This window comes from Serratia sp. BNK-33-b, from assembly GCF_048684565.1.
Classification (GTDB): Bacteria; Pseudomonadota; Gammaproteobacteria; order Enterobacterales; family Enterobacteriaceae; genus Serratia; species Serratia marcescens.
On the sequence record NZ_JBLQTZ010000001.1, the window covers coordinates 4,449,811 to 4,466,374 of the forward strand.

General features: G+C 56.7%; 23 protein-coding genes. 11 read left to right on the forward strand and 12 right to left on the reverse strand.

Features of this window, described 5'->3' with window-relative positions:
* Positions 1-20 precede the first annotated feature (20 nt).
* Positions 21-659, forward strand: coding sequence for a peptide-methionine (S)-S-oxide reductase MsrA (msrA, locus tag ACMGGK_RS21485; RefSeq protein ID WP_086013601.1), 639 nt, complete (start codon positions 21-23; stop codon positions 657-659).
* Positions 660-839: 180 nt separating this feature from the next.
* Positions 840-2,171, forward strand: coding sequence for a hemolysin family protein (locus ACMGGK_RS21490; protein WP_016929344.1), 1,332 nt, complete (start codon positions 840-842; stop codon positions 2,169-2,171).
* Between the two features lie 68 nt (positions 2,172-2,239).
* Here the strand turns inward: ACMGGK_RS21490 and ACMGGK_RS21495 are convergent, their stop codons facing one another.
* Positions 2,240-2,446 (reverse strand): DUF1107 domain-containing protein, encoded by a 207-nt coding sequence (locus ACMGGK_RS21495; protein WP_004933604.1) that lies wholly within the window; start codon positions 2,444-2,446, stop codon positions 2,240-2,242.
* 330 nt (positions 2,447-2,776) lie between these two features.
* Between ACMGGK_RS21495 and ACMGGK_RS21500 the strand changes: the two genes are divergently transcribed.
* On the forward strand, positions 2,777-3,334 hold the full coding sequence (locus tag ACMGGK_RS21500) for a YtfJ family protein (protein WP_025159587.1): 558 nt from the start codon (positions 2,777-2,779) through the stop codon (positions 3,332-3,334).
* A gap of 1 nt (position 3,335) precedes the next feature.
* On the opposite strand, the gene cysQ is transcribed toward ACMGGK_RS21500, so the two are convergent.
* The gene (gene cysQ, locus ACMGGK_RS21505; protein ID WP_004933611.1) at positions 3,336-4,076 is read right to left on the reverse strand and encodes a 3'(2'),5'-bisphosphate nucleotidase CysQ; all 741 of its coding nucleotides are present in this window, start codon (positions 4,074-4,076) and stop codon (positions 3,336-3,338) included.
* Between the two features lie 255 nt (positions 4,077-4,331).
* Here cysQ and ACMGGK_RS21510 point away from each other — a divergent pair, with 255 nt between their 5' ends.
* Positions 4,332-6,284: a bifunctional 2',3'-cyclic-nucleotide 2'-phosphodiesterase/3'-nucleotidase gene (locus tag ACMGGK_RS21510; protein ID WP_049300851.1), complete on the forward strand. Its 1,953-nt coding sequence runs from the start codon at positions 4,332-4,334 to the stop codon at positions 6,282-6,284.
* A 98-nt stretch (positions 6,285-6,382) separates the two neighbouring features.
* Here the strand turns inward: ACMGGK_RS21510 and fklB are convergent, their stop codons facing one another.
* Entirely contained in the window at positions 6,383-7,003 is a 621-nt protein-coding gene (gene fklB / locus ACMGGK_RS21515; RefSeq protein ID WP_004933618.1) for an FKBP-type peptidyl-prolyl cis-trans isomerase, read from the reverse strand.
* 267 nt (positions 7,004-7,270) lie between these two features.
* Between fklB and ACMGGK_RS21520 the strand changes: the two genes are divergently transcribed.
* Entirely contained in the window at positions 7,271-7,945 is a 675-nt protein-coding gene (locus ACMGGK_RS21520) for an OapA family protein (RefSeq protein ID WP_016929348.1), read from the forward strand.
* Between the two features lie 3 nt (positions 7,946-7,948).
* On the opposite strand, the gene ACMGGK_RS21525 is transcribed toward ACMGGK_RS21520, so the two are convergent.
* From ACMGGK_RS21525 to rpsF, 5 genes are all read right to left on the reverse strand, one after another.
* A complete protein-coding gene (locus ACMGGK_RS21525) occupies positions 7,949-8,302 on the reverse strand; it encodes a DUF488 domain-containing protein (RefSeq protein ID WP_016929349.1) in 354 nt (117 codons plus the stop codon).
* Positions 8,303-8,413: 111 nt separating this feature from the next.
* Entirely contained in the window at positions 8,414-8,866 is a 453-nt protein-coding gene (gene rplI / locus ACMGGK_RS21530; protein WP_004933629.1) for a 50S ribosomal protein L9, read from the reverse strand.
* A gap of 39 nt (positions 8,867-8,905) precedes the next feature.
* Positions 8,906-9,133, reverse strand: a complete 228-nt coding sequence (rpsR, locus tag ACMGGK_RS21535; protein ID WP_000135199.1) for a 30S ribosomal protein S18 — start codon at positions 9,131-9,133, stop codon at positions 8,906-8,908.
* A gap of 4 nt (positions 9,134-9,137) precedes the next feature.
* Complete coding sequence (gene priB, locus ACMGGK_RS21540; RefSeq protein WP_049233092.1) at positions 9,138-9,455, reverse strand: primosomal replication protein N; 318 nt, start codon at positions 9,453-9,455, stop codon at positions 9,138-9,140.
* 8 nt (positions 9,456-9,463) lie between these two features.
* Positions 9,464-9,862: a 30S ribosomal protein S6 gene (rpsF, locus tag ACMGGK_RS21545; RefSeq protein WP_004933634.1), complete on the reverse strand. Its 399-nt coding sequence runs from the start codon at positions 9,860-9,862 to the stop codon at positions 9,464-9,466.
* A gap of 236 nt (positions 9,863-10,098) precedes the next feature.
* On the opposite strand from rpsF, the gene ACMGGK_RS21550 reads away from it, so the two are divergent.
* Complete coding sequence (locus ACMGGK_RS21550) at positions 10,099-10,305, forward strand: hypothetical protein (RefSeq protein ID WP_126186680.1); 207 nt, start codon at positions 10,099-10,101, stop codon at positions 10,303-10,305.
* Between the two features lie 10 nt (positions 10,306-10,315).
* On the forward strand, positions 10,316-10,582 hold the full coding sequence (locus ACMGGK_RS21555) for a DUF1471 domain-containing protein (RefSeq protein ID WP_004933636.1): 267 nt from the start codon (positions 10,316-10,318) through the stop codon (positions 10,580-10,582).
* A 99-nt stretch (positions 10,583-10,681) separates the two neighbouring features.
* On the opposite strand, the gene ACMGGK_RS21560 is transcribed toward ACMGGK_RS21555, so the two are convergent.
* Positions 10,682-11,029, reverse strand: coding sequence for a hypothetical protein (locus ACMGGK_RS21560; RefSeq protein ID WP_420277189.1), 348 nt, complete (start codon positions 11,027-11,029; stop codon positions 10,682-10,684).
* A 205-nt stretch (positions 11,030-11,234) separates the two neighbouring features.
* Here ACMGGK_RS21560 and ACMGGK_RS21565 point away from each other — a divergent pair, with 205 nt between their 5' ends.
* Both ACMGGK_RS21565 and ACMGGK_RS21570 read left to right on the forward strand, forming a co-directional pair.
* A complete protein-coding gene (locus ACMGGK_RS21565; RefSeq protein WP_420277190.1) occupies positions 11,235-11,744 on the forward strand; it encodes a hypothetical protein in 510 nt (169 codons plus the stop codon).
* Positions 11,745-11,749: 5 nt separating this feature from the next.
* Positions 11,750-12,091 (forward strand): DUF2663 family protein, encoded by a 342-nt coding sequence (locus ACMGGK_RS21570; protein ID WP_420277191.1) that lies wholly within the window; start codon positions 11,750-11,752, stop codon positions 12,089-12,091.
* 771 nt (positions 12,092-12,862) lie between these two features.
* Here the strand turns inward: ACMGGK_RS21570 and yjfP are convergent.
* Positions 12,863-13,615 (reverse strand): esterase, encoded by a 753-nt coding sequence (yjfP, locus tag ACMGGK_RS21575; RefSeq protein ID WP_420277192.1) that lies wholly within the window; start codon positions 13,613-13,615, stop codon positions 12,863-12,865.
* A 127-nt stretch (positions 13,616-13,742) separates the two neighbouring features.
* On the opposite strand from yjfP, the gene bsmA reads away from it, so the two are divergent.
* Entirely contained in the window at positions 13,743-14,051 is a 309-nt protein-coding gene (bsmA, locus tag ACMGGK_RS21580; protein WP_016929352.1) for a biofilm peroxide resistance protein BsmA, read from the forward strand.
* Between the two features lie 123 nt (positions 14,052-14,174).
* Positions 14,175-14,450: a DUF1471 domain-containing protein gene (locus ACMGGK_RS21585; protein ID WP_033633541.1), complete on the forward strand. Its 276-nt coding sequence runs from the start codon at positions 14,175-14,177 to the stop codon at positions 14,448-14,450.
* Here the strand turns inward: ACMGGK_RS21585 and ACMGGK_RS21590 are convergent.
* Both ACMGGK_RS21590 and ACMGGK_RS21595 read right to left on the reverse strand, forming a co-directional pair.
* On the reverse strand, positions 14,447-14,845 hold the full coding sequence (locus ACMGGK_RS21590; protein ID WP_016929354.1) for a DUF350 domain-containing protein: 399 nt from the start codon (positions 14,843-14,845) through the stop codon (positions 14,447-14,449). The genes ACMGGK_RS21585 and ACMGGK_RS21590 overlap by 4 nt on opposite strands.
* A gap of 66 nt (positions 14,846-14,911) precedes the next feature.
* Positions 14,912-16,540, reverse strand: coding sequence for an isovaleryl-CoA dehydrogenase (locus tag ACMGGK_RS21595; protein WP_420277193.1), 1,629 nt, complete (start codon positions 16,538-16,540; stop codon positions 14,912-14,914).
* Positions 16,541-16,564: the final 24 nt, after the last annotated feature.

Consider the following 16,564-nt stretch of genomic DNA (forward strand, 5'->3'; position numbering starts at 1 on the left):
GACAACAGGAGTCAACCGTGGTGCCATTTTTTGATAAATCACAAACCGTCGATAAGGCAAGCGCGCTGCCTGGCCGCACCACGCCAATGCCTGTCGCAACGCTCAACGTGGTCACCGAGCACTCGATGACCCAGGTGCCGGCAGGCATGGACGTGGCGATCTTCGCCATGGGCTGTTTCTGGGGCGTTGAGCGTCTGTTCTGGCAACAGCCGGGCGTCTACAGCACCGCCGCCGGCTACAGCGGCGGCTATACGCCGAACCCGACCTACCGCGAAGTGTGCAGCGGCCAGACCGGCCACGCCGAAGTGGTGCGCGTGGTGTTCGATCCGCAGATCGTCAGCTACAAACAGCTGCTGCAGCTGTTCTGGGAAAATCACGATCCGGCGCAGGGCATGCGCCAGGGCGGCGACGTCGGCACGCAGTACCGCTCGGCGATTTATACGCTGAGCCCTGAGCAGCAGGCCGAGGCGGAAAGCAGCCTGCAACGCTTCCAGCAGGCGATGGACGCGGCGGGCGACAAGCGCGTCATCACCACCGAGATCGCGCCGGCGCTGCCGTTCTATTACGCGGAAGACGATCACCAACAGTACCTGTACAAGAACCCGGAAGGCTACTGCGGGCTGGGCGGCATCGGCGTTTGCCTGCCGCCGCAGGGCTGATTTGATGCCGGCCGGCGGCACTTTTTTAACCGCTGGCGGCCCCTGTGGGGCAACTGCTATACTATGCGGGCCGCTTCTGCGGCCCGATAGCTTCCCTTCTGGTTGTTATCGCTGCTTTTTTTACTATGTACTACCCTTCCTCAAGAGCGCCGTCATCCCGTCGGCACGTATGGATAGATTATGTTAAACAGTATTTTACTGATTCTTTTTCTGATCGCGGTGAGTGCGTTCTTCTCACTGTCGGAAATCTCTCTGGCCGCCTCGCGCAAGATCAAACTGAAGCTGATGGCTGACGAAGGTAACGTCAACGCCGCCAGAGTGCTCAAGCTGCAAGAAACCCCTGGCATCTTCTTCACCGTGGTGCAGATCGGCCTGAACGCCGTGGCCATCCTCGGCGGTATCGTGGGCGACGCGGCTTTCTCTCCCACCTTCAAGGTGTTGTTCGATCGTTTCCTGTCGCCCGAATTGGCGGAACAGGTCAGCTTCATCTGCTCTTTCGTGCTGGTGACCAGCCTGTTTATCCTGTTCGCCGATTTGACCCCGAAGCGCATCGGTATGATTGCACCAGAGACGGTCGCCGTCCGGATCATCAACCCGATGCGTTTCTCCATCATGATCTTCCGCCCGCTGGTGTGGTTCTTCAACGGCATGGCCAACCTGATCTTCCGCATGTTCAAGCTGCCGATGGTGCGTAAGGACGACATCACCTCCGATGACATCTACGCGGTGGTGGAAGCCGGCGCCCTGGCGGGCGTGCTGCGCAAGCAGGAGCACGAGCTGATTGAAAACGTGTTCGAACTGGAATCGCGCACCGTGCCGTCTTCGATGACCTCGCGCGAAAGCGTGGTGTACTTCGATCTGCGCGAAAGCGAAGAGAGCATCAAGGAGAAGGTCTCGACCCATCCGCACTCCAAGTTCCTGGTGTGCGACGGCCATATCGATCAGGTGGTGGGTTACGTCGATTCCAAAGACCTGCTGAACCGCGTGCTGGGCAACCAGAGCCTGGTGCTGAGCAGCGGCGTGCAGATCCGCTCGGCGCTGATCGTGCCGGATACGCTGACGCTGTCCGAAGCGCTGGAAAGCTTCAAAACCGCCGGCGAAGACTTCGCGGTGATCCTCAATGAATATGCGTTGGTGGTGGGCATCATCACGCTTAACGACGTGATGACCACGCTGATGGGCGATCTGGTCGGCCAGGGCCAGGAAGAGCAGATCGTGGCGCGCGACGAAAGCTCATGGCTGATTGAAGGCGGCACGCCGATCGACGACGTGATGCGCGTGCTGGACATCGATGAGTTCCCTCAGGCGGGCAACTACGAAACCATCGGCGGCTTTATGATGTATATGCTGCGCAAGATCCCGAAACGCACCGACTTCGTCAAATACGCCGGCTACAAGTTCGAAGTGGTGGATATCGACAGCTACAAGATAGACCAGCTGCTGGTCACCCGGCTGAGCGACAAACCGGCGGCGGTGCTGCCGAAAGCGCCGGACGACGCGCCTGCGGCCTGACGGCGGTAAGACAAAAACATCAGCGGCCCCATCGGGGCCGCATTTTTTTACCGCTGTCAGCGAGGTGTTCACCCCATCTCGGTCTGCAACAGCAGCACCTGACGGTTCACTTCAGACATCACGCTGAAATGGCGCTTGTCGCGAATCTTCGGCGGCAGGATTTTCCCCTCGTCGAATTCAAATGCGCCCACGTCCTTGATATACAGCCTTCCGCGAAACAGGGTCTTAACGTACTTTGCCACTTTCAAAGGGTTATAACGCTGGAAGATTCTCATTCTTTTACGCTCCTCCCGTTGATCCATGCGCTCAGCGAGCCGCCAAAGGTGGCAGCCTCGAAATTCAGAACGCAACTTGATTGCATGTAGTAGACCCAGTAAAGACCAGAACGTTCACTTCCGCCCGGATTTCTACGCTGGATTTACACTTTTTGACAGAATTGTATATGATAATTTATAACGTTTTCAGGATATCCCTTCAAAATCTGATGATTAGCGAACCAAGGGAAAATCTGCGATCCGGTTAACAGGACAGACCTCTTATCACATCCTATGCTTTAGGCTGTCGAAGTGCTGTCGCACAAATTCCCCCCATTACAAGGAGAAAGCATGAAAACAAGTCGCATGCTGATGGTATCCCTGCTGCTCGCCCCGCTTTTCGCTTCCGCGCACAACTTCCAGCTCCAGCAGCGCGTGGCGCCGGTCGGCGTCAGCGACAAAGGAGAGCTCAATTACGCTGACGGTAATTTTAGCTACCAAAACTGGAACAGCGCGCAGCTCAGTGGAAAAGTGCGAGTGATACAACATATTGCCGGCCGCAGCTCCGCCAAAGACATGAACGACCCACTGATTGAAGCGATCAAGAAAGCGAAGCTACCACACGATCGTTACCAAACGACGACAATCGTCAACACCGACGATGCCCTGATGGGCACGGCGATGTTCGTGCGCAGCAGCATTGAAGACAGCAAGAAGGAGTTCCCATGGTCGCAGTTTATCGTCGACAGCGACGGTAACGTGCGCAAAGCCTGGGATCTGCAGCCGAAAGGCTCCGCCATCGTGGTGCTGGATAAGCAAGGGCGCATCCAGTTCGCCAAAGACGGCGCGCTGACGCCGGAAGAGGTGCAGCAGGTGATGTCCAAACTGCACCAGTTGTTGGCGAACTAACTCAGAACAGCGACACCCGGAAGCCGGGGTTGAGGAAAGATTCACGCGGGGTATAGAGCAATGGCTTACCCTGCCAATCGTGAATTTGCGCCCCGGCGGCCACCGCCACCGCATGCCCTGCGGCGGTATCCCAAATGTTGGTCGGCCCGAAGCGCGGATAGAGCTGCGCCTTGCCTTCCGCCACCAGACAGAACTTCAGCGAGGAACCGACTGACACGGTCTGGTGCTCGCCCAGCTGCTGCAAATAATCTTTCAGTTCGTCGTCGATATGCGAGCGGCTCACCACCACCAGCGGCGGATGCGCGTTGCTGACGCCGATCGCCTGCCGCACGCCCTTCTCTTCTTTCCAGGCCTTGCCGCGCTCCGCCAGATACAACACGTCGATCGCCGGGGCGTACACCACCCCCATCACCGCCTGCCCGTCTTCAATCAGGGCGATATTGACCGTGAACTCGCCGTTGCGGTGCAAAAACTCTTTGGTGCCGTCCAGCGGATCGACCAGCCAGTAACGCGTCCAGCTGCGACGCTCTTCCCACGCCGGCGGATCCTCTTCCGACAGCAGCGGCACCTCGGGCGTCAGCGCCGCCAGGCCGCGCTTGATGATGTGATGCGCCGCCAGATCGGCCGCCGTCACCGGTGAATCATCTTTTTTCTGTGCGACATCAAGCGGTTGTTCACCGTCGTACACCGCCATGATCGCCGCCCCCGCCTCGCGGGACAGTTGGCAAATTCGCTCTAACATCATGCACCTCAACTCCGCATCTCCGTGGGAAATTTCCCCCTGTCTCTGCTAGCAGACTAGTTTTTTTTACGCCGAATATCCATCTCAACCGCCTAAGCCCCGGGAATTCCTCAGTTCTTGTTGGGCACAACTGTGAACTTCCCCGCGTTACCCGCCGCCGTTTTCTGCCACACTTCACAGTTTGCTGTGGCAAGCAATGTTAATTACATTTCCCTCTGCGATAACACTCGAATAATGGAATGGAGAGAACCCCAAATGATGAAGCATCCACTGACGCTGTCCGCGCTTGCGCTGCTGGTGTGCGCCTCCGCGCAAGCGGCCACCGTCGATCTGCGCGTGCTGGAAACCACCGATCTGCACAGCAATATGATGGACTTCGATTACTACAAGGACACGCCGACCGACAAGTTCGGCCTGGTGCGCACCGCCAGCCTGATCCAACAGGCGCGCCAGCAGGCCGCCAACGCGGTGTTGGTGGACAACGGCGACATCATTCAGGGCAGCCCGCTCGGCGACTACATGGCGGCCAAGGGGCTGAAACCGGGCGACGTGCACCCGGTCTATAAGGCGATGAACACGCTGGACTACGTCGTCGGCAACATCGGCAACCATGAGTTCAACTATGGGCTGGACTACCTGAAGAACGCCATCGCCGGCGCCAAATTCCCGTATATCAACGCCAACGTCATCGACGCCAAAACGCAAAAACCGCTGTTCACGCCGTACATCATCGTCGATACGCCGGTGAAAGACCGCGACGGCAAGGCGCATACGCTGCGCATCGGCTACATCGGCTTCGTGCCGCCGCAGATCCTGGTGTGGGACAAGGCCAACCTGCAGGGCAAAGTGACGGTGGACGACATCACCGCCACCGCCAAGCGCTACGTGCCGCAGATGCGTAAAGAGGGCGCCGATCTGGTGGTGGCGATCCCGCATTCCGGGCTGTCCAGCGAGCCTTACAAGGCGATGGCGGAAAACTCGGTCTATTACCTCAGCCAGGTGCCGGGCATCGACGCCATCATGTTCGGCCACGCTCATGCGGTGTTCCCGAGCAAGGACTTTGCCAACATAAAAGGCGCGGATATCGACAAAGGTCTGCTGAACGGTGTGCCGGCGGTGATGCCGGGACAATGGGGCGATCATCTCGGCGTGGTCGACCTGCAGCTCAACAACGATGGCGGCAGCTGGAAAGTGACCGCCGCCAACGCGGAAGCGCGGCCGATCTACGACAAAGAAAACAAGAAATCGCTGGCGGCGGAAGATGCCGCGCTGGTGAAGGTATTGGCGGACGATCACAAAGGCACGCGCGAGTTCGTCAGCCAGCCGATCGGTAAATCCGACGGCAACATGTACAGCTACCTGGCGCTGGTGCAGGACGATCCGACGGTGCAAATCGTCAACAATGCGCAGAAAGCCTACGTCGAACATTACATCCAGGGCGATCCGGATCTGGCCGATCTGCCGGTGCTGTCGGCGGCGGCGCCGTTCAAGGTCGGCGGCCGCAAGAACGATCCCGCCAGCTTCGTCGAAGTGGAAAAAGGCCAGCTCACCTTCCGCAACGCCGCCGATCTCTATCTCTACCCCAATACGTTGGTGGTGGTGAAGGCGAGCGGCAAAGAGGTGAAAGAGTGGCTGGAGTGCTCCGCCGGCCAGTTCAACCAGATCGACGTCAACAGCGCCAAGCCGCAGGGCTTGATCAACTGGGACGGCTTCCGCACCTATAACTTCGACGTGATCGACGGCGTCAACTACCAGATCGACGTCAGTCAACCGGCGCGCTACGACGGCGAATGCCAACTGATCAACGACAAGGCGGAGCGTATCAAGCAGCTGACCTTCAACGGCAAGCCGATCGATCCGAACGCCACCTTCCTGGTCGCCACCAACAACTACCGCGCCTACGGCGGCAAGTTTGCCGGCACCGGCGACAAACATATCGCCTTCGCTTCGCCGGATGAAAACCGCTCGGTGCTGGCGGCCTACATCAGCGCCGAAACTCAGCGGCATGGCGCGGTGCGCCCGCAGGCGGACAACAACTGGCGTTTGGCGAACTTCAGCAGCCAGCAACCGCTGGATATCCGCTTCGAGACCTCGCCTTCGGACAAAGCGACAAGGTTTGTCAAAGCGCACGCCCAATATCCGATGAGCGCCGCAGGCAGCGACAGCATCGGCTTCGCGGTTTATCGCATCGATTTAAGCGGTAAGTGACGCGGTTTATGGCCGGCGCGCCCGGCCATTCATCGCTCGCCTGCGCGGCGCATAAAATAAGGGCGCCACGAAGGCGCCCAGAACAATCCTCGGTGGGATTACAGGATTTCCAGCAGCTCGACGTCGAACACCAGCGCGCTGAACGGCGGAATGGACGCGCCTGCGCCACGCTCGCCGTAGGCCAGGTTGTGCGGGATATACAGCTGCCATTTGGAACCGACCGGCATCAGGGTCAGCGCTTCGATCCAGCCTGGGATCACGCCGCTGACCGGGAATTCCGCCGGCTGGCCGCGCTCAACCGAGCTGTCGAACACGTCGCCGTTGATCAAGCGACCGGTGTAGTGCACCCGCACGCGGTCCTGACGGGACGGAATTGGGCCGTTGCCCTGCTCCAGCACGGAGAACTGCAGGCCAGACTCGGTCAGCGTCACGTCGTCGCGCTTGGCGTTGTCGTCCAGGAATTTCTGGCCTTCAACCGCCATCGCCTGCTGGCGCTCGCGGCGCACCGCGTCAGCACGCTCGTGAATTTCACGCAGCGCACGGTGCACCACATCTACCGGAACCGCCGGGGCATTCCCTTCCAGCGCGTCACGCAAACCCGCCAGCAAAGCTTCCGGTTGCAAACCTTCCAGCCCGGACTCTTGCAGCTGCTGGCCTACCTGTAAACCAATCCCGTAACTTGCTTGCGCTTCAACGCTGTCAAAAGAAGGGGTTGTCATGGGGTTTTCCTTAAGTCTGTAAAAAGTCGAAAGCGCAGCATAACAGCGCGTCAATGCCGGGTAAAATCTTGTGTGGAGAATGATGACTTTTGTCGTAGAAAAAGAAACAATAACCTTCTGTTAACGCCCGCAGCCGCAAACCCCGGCTCTGCCGCTCAGCCGCCTTTCACTTCAATCAGTTAGCGGACTATACTGAAGGCAGGATATCGGGCAGGCGACGCGTTTAACGCGCCGCACTGATTATTACGCCGTCGAAGAGAGGTCACCATGGGCAGAATCGCGCCCAGGAGAAGGAAAACCACCCGCATCTACCAGCCGCTGCTGCGCACCTGGCTGAACATCAGCCAGCGCCTGAAACCGGGCGCCGCACCCACGGCTGAAGGCGCGGAACCGCCATCGGAGCCGCCGTCGGCCAACGACAAAATGCAGCGGGTCAAAGCGCTGCTGATTAAAGTCTGGCATCTGCCGGACGGTTTCCATTGGATGGAACCGCTGCCCTACTTTCACCGCCGCTGGGTGCTGATCTTCGGCATCATCCTGCTGCTGGCGTTGCTGTGGCCCTACTCGCCCGAAAGACAGCCGTTCCCGGTCTCTCAGCAGGAAACCAGCGTGCCGCTGCAGGCCGAGCTGCAAAACGGCGGAAGCGCCGCCACGCCCGCCAATGAGCCGACGCCGGCGGGCAACTGGCAGCGTTATCAGATCCAGCCCGGCCAGACCCTGGCCCAACTGTTTCGCGACAACAATCTGCCGGTGAATGAAGTGTTCGCCATGGCGCAGGTGGAAGGCGGCGACAAGCCGCTGAGCAACATGAAAGCCGGCCAGGAAGTGCGCATTGAACGCGATGCCAACGGCGTGATTAGCGCGCTGTCGGTCACCACGGCAGACAATAGCCAGGCGCTGTTCCGCCGCCAGGCCGACGGCAGCTACCGCCGGGAACGCTAATCTCTACAGCTGCGCCAGCAGAAACTCGCGCAGCACCACGCCCTGGTTGTGCTCGGTATCTTTACTGCCATACAGCAGCGTCAGCGCTTGCCCCTGCCGTAACAGCGCCACCAGCGGCTGCCAGGCGTCGTTGGCCGCCAGCTGTTGGCGGTATCGCGTCTCAAAGGCTTCCCACTGGTCGGTATGCTGATGGAACCACTTGCGCAGCTCGTCATCCGGCGCCACCTGTTTCAACCACTGCACGCCCGTCAACCGCTCTTTGCTGATGCCGCGCGGCCATAGCCGGTCTATCAGATAACAATGTTCCGGCGCCGGCGCGCTGAAATCGTAAACCCGCTGTAGCGTAATCGTTGCCATCGCACGCTCTCCTTTTCATCCCGTCTTCAAGCGTAGCGCGTTTTGCCAGGCGCAGAAAAGCAAAACGCCAGCGCGAGGCTGGCGTTTTAACCGGGTTAACAGCAGCGTAAATTACGCTTCTGCAACCACAACTACATTCAGCTGTGCGAACACGTCGCTGTGTACCTGGAAGTGCACTTCGTGCTCGCCAGTGGTACGCAGAACGCCGTTCGGCAGACGAACTTCGCTCTTGGCAACTTCAACGCCTGCCGCAGTCACTGCGTCAGCGATGTCGCGGGTGCCGATAGAGCCGAACAGTTTACCTTCGTCGCCAGATTTGGAAGCGATGGTGACTGAACCCAGTTCGTTGATCTTGGTTGCGCGAGCTTCAGCAGCAGCCAGAACGTCAGCCAGTTTGGCTTCCAGTTCAGCACGGCGTGCTTCGAAGAACTCAACGTTTTTCTTGGTAGCAGGAACAGCTTTGCCCTGTGGTACCAGGAAGTTACGAGCGTAGCCCGCTTTAACGTTAACTTGATCACCCAGGCTGCCCAGGTTTGCTACTTTATCAAGCAGAATAACTTGCATTACCTTATCCTCTCAAAGTCGTTAATGGACAGTGGCCGATTACTGATGACGATCAGTGTACGGCAACAAAGACAGGTAGCGCGCGCGCTTGATAGCACGGGCCAGCTGGCGCTGATATTTTGCACGAGTACCGGTGATACGGCTCGGTACAATTTTACCACTTTCGGTGATGTAGTTTTTCAGCGTAGCGATGTCTTTATAGTCAATCTCTTGAACGCCTTCCGCGGTGAAACGGCAGAACTTGCGACGACGGAAATAACGTGCCATTTGGCTAGTCTCCAGAATCTATCAATTCAATCTGCTCGGCATGCAGAACCAATTTGCTCAGCCCGTTGCGCCCTTGATGGCAGCTTACAAAGCCTTGCACGGTAATCTGACTGCCGACCGTTAATCTTTGAGTTAGTGCTTGTGACTGTTGTCCGCTGACAACCACGGGCATTCGGCACCATGCTTGTCTGCTGAATCCGGCTTCCATCTGCTGCGAACGGTGCTCTAGCACAAATTGGCAGTGCGGTATCCCGGAAGGACTCACTTTTCGAACCGGCGCCTTGCACACAGTGCCCGACAAAACCAGACGATTAGCCGTCACGGCGGCAATTACTCTTCAGAATCCCCAGCATCTGCATCATCTGCGGTTTCGTTAGCGAAGTCTTCGCGGCGATCGCCACGACGTTCGTCTTTCGCTTTAACCATCGGAGATGCTTCAGTTACCGCGTGCTTAACGCGCATAACCATGCTGCGGATAACGGCGTCGTTGAAGCGGAAGTTAGTTTCCAGCTCATCGATCGCTTCCTGCGGCGCTTCAACGTTCAGCAGAACGTAGTGAGCTTTGTGCAGTTTGTTGATCGGATAAGCCAGCTGACGGCGGCCCCAGTCTTCCAGACGGTGAATCTGACCTTGCGCGTTAGTGATGGTAGCACTGTAACGCTCGATCATGCCCGGAACCTGTTCGCTTTGGTCAGGATGGACCATAAAAACGATTTCGTAATGACGCATCGAATTGCTCCTTACGGATTATTCAGCCTCCTGTCAGGGTCAACCGCGGCCCATGGAAGCAAGGAACGTGTTTAGTGTGCGGCTGAAAAATGACGCGTAATCATACTGACGCAGGGCGGGAAACTCAAGGACTGCGTGGGTTTTATTCGCGTTAATGCGAGGCGCTATGGGAAATAGCACGATTTGCTCGTGAGTGAACCTATGTACGCCGATCCATCAGTTTCAAAAATCTTTCAATGAAATCAGCGCTGAGTCACAAATCTATTTCATTTTTTTTGAAAGATGCCTTCAAAACACCCCGCTTTTTAATCGCCGGCAACGGACTAAAATTAACCATATCCGCCGCAGACAGCGCGACGAAAAAGATCCCAGGTTATTCAATGCAGATAAATGACTTTTTGCCGCAGCGACACTCGCTGTCAGGCCGTAACGGCAAAAAGTAAGAGAGGCACTATGAAACGCATTATTCTCGCGACGGCGCTGGCCGCCCTGTTCTCCGCCAACGTGATGGCCGCGACGGAGATCACCTCGCACCAGGCCGACCAACGCCAAAGCGTCGGCTTCGTCACCCTGAACCAGAATGTGGTTTCGCCGGACGACGCCAGCAGCCAGGTCAGTAAAATCGCCGATCAACGCGGCGCAAGCTCTTATCGCATCATCGCCCTGCACGAACCGGGCGACAACAGCACGATGCACGTCAGCGCCGAGCTGTACCGCTAAAGAGACGCGCCACGCCAGGGAAATCCCAGGGGTTCATCAGAAAGCCCGTTCAGTCCGCACCGGAGCGCCGCCCGTTGGGCGCTCCGCTTCCCCCGCCAATCAGAGCTTGAGCAACGCCGGCGCGGTGAGCGCCTGGCCCGGATTGTGCAACTGCAACGCCATCCGCAGATAGTGGGTGCGCATTTGCAGCAGATCGGCACTTTCCACCAGGGTCGCCCACTGTTCGAACGAGAGCGCTCCCGGCGCCGCAGTATGAGTGGCCGCCGCTTTCGGCGCGAAAGAGAACAGTGCCGTCATGTTTTGCACCGTATGCGCGGTAATGCGCGACAGCGGATGCACCTTGCCGTCGGCTGCCTCCAGCATCTCGCTGAAGGCCGCTGAGTTAAGCTCGGCGCGCGCTTTCATCGTTCCCATTAAGCCGGCCGCACTGCCGATGCTTTTTATCATGCCCTCTGCTCCTTGCTGCCCTGAAAGAATTCACGCTGATACTTCCCTGCTACCACTACCCCAGTCTAACCTCTCCAGGCATAGTAAAGACGCCCCCACGAGTTCTTTTCGCTTTCAAGCAGAACATAATCCCGAATGACAATAACTTCAATAAATGTCACAATCTAAGAACAATGAACTTGATGTGAAAATCGTGGAACAAACAATGCAAACCGAAGATAAAAACAAAGAAAACCAGTATGTAATACATAAAAACCAAAAACTAACAAAAGAAAAAATAATTAGCGCTATAAAAAATCTTGTTGGCGACAATGGCTATGTAAAAACATATACAGACAGTGAATTCATTCAAGAAATTTATTTTGGTGAAGAGGATGGGTATAGATACAAACTGCTAGTAGATGGTGTTGAGGACAAATACATTAGTTTAACCCTTAGCTTTGGCAGCATGGCTGGTTTTATTAATGAAAAGGGAATGGAATTCCTTAAAAACTCCGTGCCGGAATCAAACAATCGCTATAGATGTGTAAAGGGAGTATTAAAGAAAGAGAGCAAGGATCAAGAAAGTATCTGGATGGATTTTGAAGTCAGATATGAATCACACTCTTTCCCTGGGTTAACAACATCGCAGCTAATGCAACATATAAAACTAGCAATATCAAGCATAGATGAATACATCAGCGATACATTAGATGTTGCAAGAGATATGGGGTAACACGCATGAATAAGTACACAATCCAACGAAACATACTTCTCACTCAAATATTGGCAAGTACGTTAATACTAGGGTTGATAGTATATTTCATTTATCCCTTTATAGAAAAGAACACCTCATTACTCGGTACTTATTATGCTGCAACAACCGCGATTTCATTTGCAATTGGTATATTTGTAGAATATATAATGTACAAAATCTTCAACAAAAGAAAATCGAAAGCAGAAGAGGAAGCAATAAAATCAAATCCAACAGAGGAACACGAGAACTATAAACAACAATTGGAAAATGCCAACCGAAACAAAAAAATAGAAAATTATCGTAAAAACTACGACACAACACTATAATAATAGAAAATATATGATGATTTAGCTTAGTGGTCCATCCACATGAAAAACACTAAGATAAACTGTAAATTTTGAAATGGTCGCTAACAAGCGGCCTTTATTTTGAACAAATGGAAAAACTCTATTACTTTTCAATTTCAAAAATTATTTCATCTCAGACATTTTCAGAGAAAATTTATAAATACGCATACTTCAAACGCCCACCAAAAAAATTTAATTAAGATGTAATGCGAACCCTGTAAAATCAAGAGGAATGCATAAAGGCAAGTGGTTTGAATAGTAAAATGAAGAGTCTGTTCACTCAGATTCCTCTAGATTATCTTATCAAATCAAAATTGCTTAGCCATCCAATAGTCAATATACATCTAAAAATATCACTACTTTATGAGAAATTATATGAAGAATCAAATTTGTTATAAAATATTTTTGCTTTGTATTTTCTAATCAATCTTAATTGAATGAAAGCGGCACTAAAACATGTCAAGAGAAAATTCTCTCCAACTTGAATAGGGGGATTCTATATATCTTCACCTTAAAAACTGATAGCGTCATCTCATCGACAAGATTACAACGGCACTAATTAATTGTATCCGAATAGGAATCAGCATAATTATCGATGTTACCGCTTCGACTTACTGGTGTAAGAACACTATTATGGCAAGAACTATTTCATATTGAACCAAGGGTTATATTCTTTATAAGAAAGCTTATGTCAAATTTAGGAAAATAACGAAGAGCAGCACGATTCCATGCATCGCTCCCAGACGCGCATCACAGCTCGCGGCGGAAAAAGTCGGCCGTGGCGGACAGCGCCAGCGGCGTGATGCGGTGCTTCACCCCCGATTCGATGAGCGATGTCAAACGACCGTCCGCGCCTTGCCGCCGCAGTTCAGCCGCCAAACGCTGGCTGTCAGCCGACGGCACCACGTCGTCCGCCTCGCCGTGCCACAGCAGCAGCGGCCGCCCGGCAATCGTCTCCAAACGCCCCTCCAGCTCATATTCCGCCAACACGGCGGTGCGCGCCGCAAACGCCGCCGGCGAGAGTGCCTCGCCCTCTTCGTCCAACGGCGGATACAGCGTTTGCGCCAGCGAACGGTAATAACCTGAGCCCATCAGGCTGGCGGCCGCCCGGATCCACGGGAAGCGCGCGAAGGCGCCGAGCGCGGTCATGCCGCCCATTGAGGCGCCGGCGACGCCGATGCGTCCGTCGGCTATCAGGCCAAGCCGCTCAAAATGCGCCTTGATCTGCGGCAGTTCGTCGATATTGCTGCGCAGGATCTCCCAGAACGACGCCAGGCGCCGCGTCTCATCGCCGTCGAACCGCTCGCCGTGCCGATCGGCATCCGGCAGCACCGCCCGAAAACCGGCGCGCGCCAGCGCATAGGCGAAGTAGGCGTACACCTCTTTCGATGAGGTATAACCATGGCAGAAGAACACCGTCGGCAGCGGCCGATGATACTGCCCCGCCGGCACCGCATGGATCACCGCAATATCGCCCACCCGCTCGTCATGAATTTCAATCATCCGCTCATCCTCAACTCACCTGTTGGCATTCATCATGACAAACTTGCGCCAGCCAGCGTTAGCTCAATCTGTTCCAGCTTATATTGCGTTACACTGAAGCCATCGCACCGGCTCTTTCGAGGTTCCCATGACATTTGTCCGCACACTCATCGCCCTGACGCTGGCCGCACAGCTTTCCGCCTGCGGCATCATGACCACCACGCCGAAACCGCCGCCGCCGCCCACCGCACAGGCGCAGGAGATCGTCCGCGCGCAGACCGCCAAACTGGTGAAAATCGGCACCGTCACCGCCGTAGTGCGCGGCAGCCCGATGGACGTGGAAGCGGAGATCCAGCGCAAGGCCACCGCCGCCGGCGCCCGTTATTACGTGATCATCATGAACAGCGAAACCGTCGTGCCGGGCCAATGGTATTCCCAGGCGCTCCTGTATCGTTAAGGCGGGGATTGTTTAAGCAGATTTACACTGGCTTTGCACTGGCTGAAGAAGGGTGTTGCACACTGAGGGACAGCATGCCGCATGTTGCGGGTGTCGATTCAGGATCTGACGAAGGGGAACGCCATGAAACGCTCCACCGCACTCACCTCCCTCCTGCTTTCCATGGGATTGCTCAGCACCGGCGCACAGTCCGCCGAGCTGGCGCCCGCCGATCGCGTGACGCCGCTCAGTGAAATCGCCGAGATCACCTTCAGCGATCTGCCCGGCTCGCCGCAGGAAGCAGAACTGGCCATCGCCCGCACCGCCGGCCAACACGGCGCCAGCTATTACCGCATCCTGCGGATGGAAGAGCAGGCGCACCCGCTTGGCTGGCGCGCCTCCGCCATCTTATACCTTTAGTAGCTCATGCAAGCCGCATTCAACACGCCGCCGCTAACGGAGACGCCCCCCAGGAAAATCCCGGCGGCCAGGTGATTCGCTTCGATCTTTTCGCTGATGCGCGGCATGTAGATCTTCACGGCAGCGAACAGCAGCAGTTGCACCACCAGCGCCACTACGCCCCACAGCAGGTAATCCAGCAGGCTGATCGAGTTGATCGCCGCGCTGGCCAGCGGGATCACATACCCCAGGCAGGCGCCGATAAAAGCAAAGGCGGCGGATTGATTATCGGCCTTGATCAACGCCCATTCGTCGTGCGGGGTGATGCGAGTATAGACGAACAGAAACACCAAAATCATGGCGAAACCGCTGAAGAAGTAAGAGGCGAACGCCGCCAACGCGCTGAGAATATCCATGTGCATTTTCCTGTCAGAGTGAGGCTGAATTAAAAAGGTTTTCGCCGCCGCGCGCCACCCTTTTCCCTAACCGCCGATGGCGCGGTTCAGCAGCAGTTCGCACACCTCGGCCGACAGCAGGCTCTCGCCGCGATGATCCAGCGTCAGATGACACCAGGCATCGGCGATCTGCGGGCTGGCGTGCTGCAGCAGCTGTGCGGCGCAGCACAGGTCGAACAGCTGTTGAGTGAGCAGCCGCCCCATCTCCTCACTCGGTTGCCGGGCGCGCTGCTGCCAGTGCCGCCAGGCGCGATCGAACAACCGATTCTGGCCGCGCACCGGCTGCAGCTCGAACTGCAGCATTTCAAGCGCGCCCGGCAATTTGTGCAGGCTGCGCAACACGTCCAGGCACATGATGTTGCCGGAACCTTCCCAGATGCTGTTCACCGGCATCTCGCGATACAGGCGCGGCAGTTCGCTCTCCTCACAGTAACCGATGCCGCCCAGCACCTCCATCGCCTCGGCGATGAACGGCATGCCCTGGCGGCAGATGCTGTATTTGGCCGCCGGGGTCAGCAGGCGGCTGTAGATCAGCTCGCCCTCATTGCTGCGGCTTTCCCAGGCGCGAGCCAGCCGGAACAGCAACGCGGTATGCCCTTCCAGCCGCAGCGCCATGCGCGCCAGAACCTGACGCATCAGCGGTTGTTCGATCAACAGCTTACCGAATGCCTGCCGCTGCAGCGCATGATACAGCGCCACCGACAGCCCGCGGCGCATCAGGCCGTGGCTGCCCAGCGAGCAGTCGAAACGGGTCAGGCCGCCCATTTTCAGGATATGCCGCACGCCGTCGCCCTCATCGCCCAGCAGCCAGGCCGCGGCGTCCTGAAACTCCACCTCGCTGCTGGCGTTGGAGCGGTTGCCCAGTTTGTCTTTCAGCCGCTCCAGGCGAATGGCGTTGCGGCTGCCGTCCGGCAAAATGCGCGGCAGGAAGAAGCAGGACAGCCCGCCTTCGGCCTGCGCCAGTACCAGGTGCGCATCGCTCTGCGGCACCGAGAAGAACCACTTGTGCCCCACCAGCCGGTAGGCTTCGCCCGGCCCACGCGCGCCGAGCGGCGCGGCGGTGGTGGTATTGCTCAAGACATCGGAGCCGCCCTGCTTCTCTGTCATACCCATGCCGATCAGCAGACCGCGCTTTTGCCCGCCAGGCAGCAGGTGAGCGTCATAACGATCCGACAGCAACGGGGTCAGCCAGGAACGGAATTCCGCCGGTAACGCCTGCAGCAACAGCGGCGTGGCGCCGAAGGTCATGGTCACCGGGCACAGCGTGCCGGCCTCGACCTGCGCATGCAGCATAAAGCGCGCGGCGCGCGCCACGAAGGAACCGATGCGCGCATCCTCCTGCCAGGGCAGGTTGTGCACCCGATTGGCGATCAGCCCCTGCATCAGAATATGCCAGGCAGGGTGAAAGCGAACGTCGTCCAACCGCTGGCCGGTGGCGTCATAGCGCAGCAGCTCCGGCGGGTTGGCGTTGGCCAGGCGCCCCAGCTCCAGCGACTCTTGCGTGCCGAGCTGCTGGCCCAGCGAAGCCAATACCTCGGCGTCCCAACCGCCTTGCTCGCGCTGCAACGCTTCGCGCAGCGGCGTATCGGAGAGAAACAGGTTGCTGTTGCCCAGCGGCTTGGGTTGGTTAAAAACGGTGTGCGTAGTCCAGACCATGAGAGTGCTCCCTGAAAAAAGCGT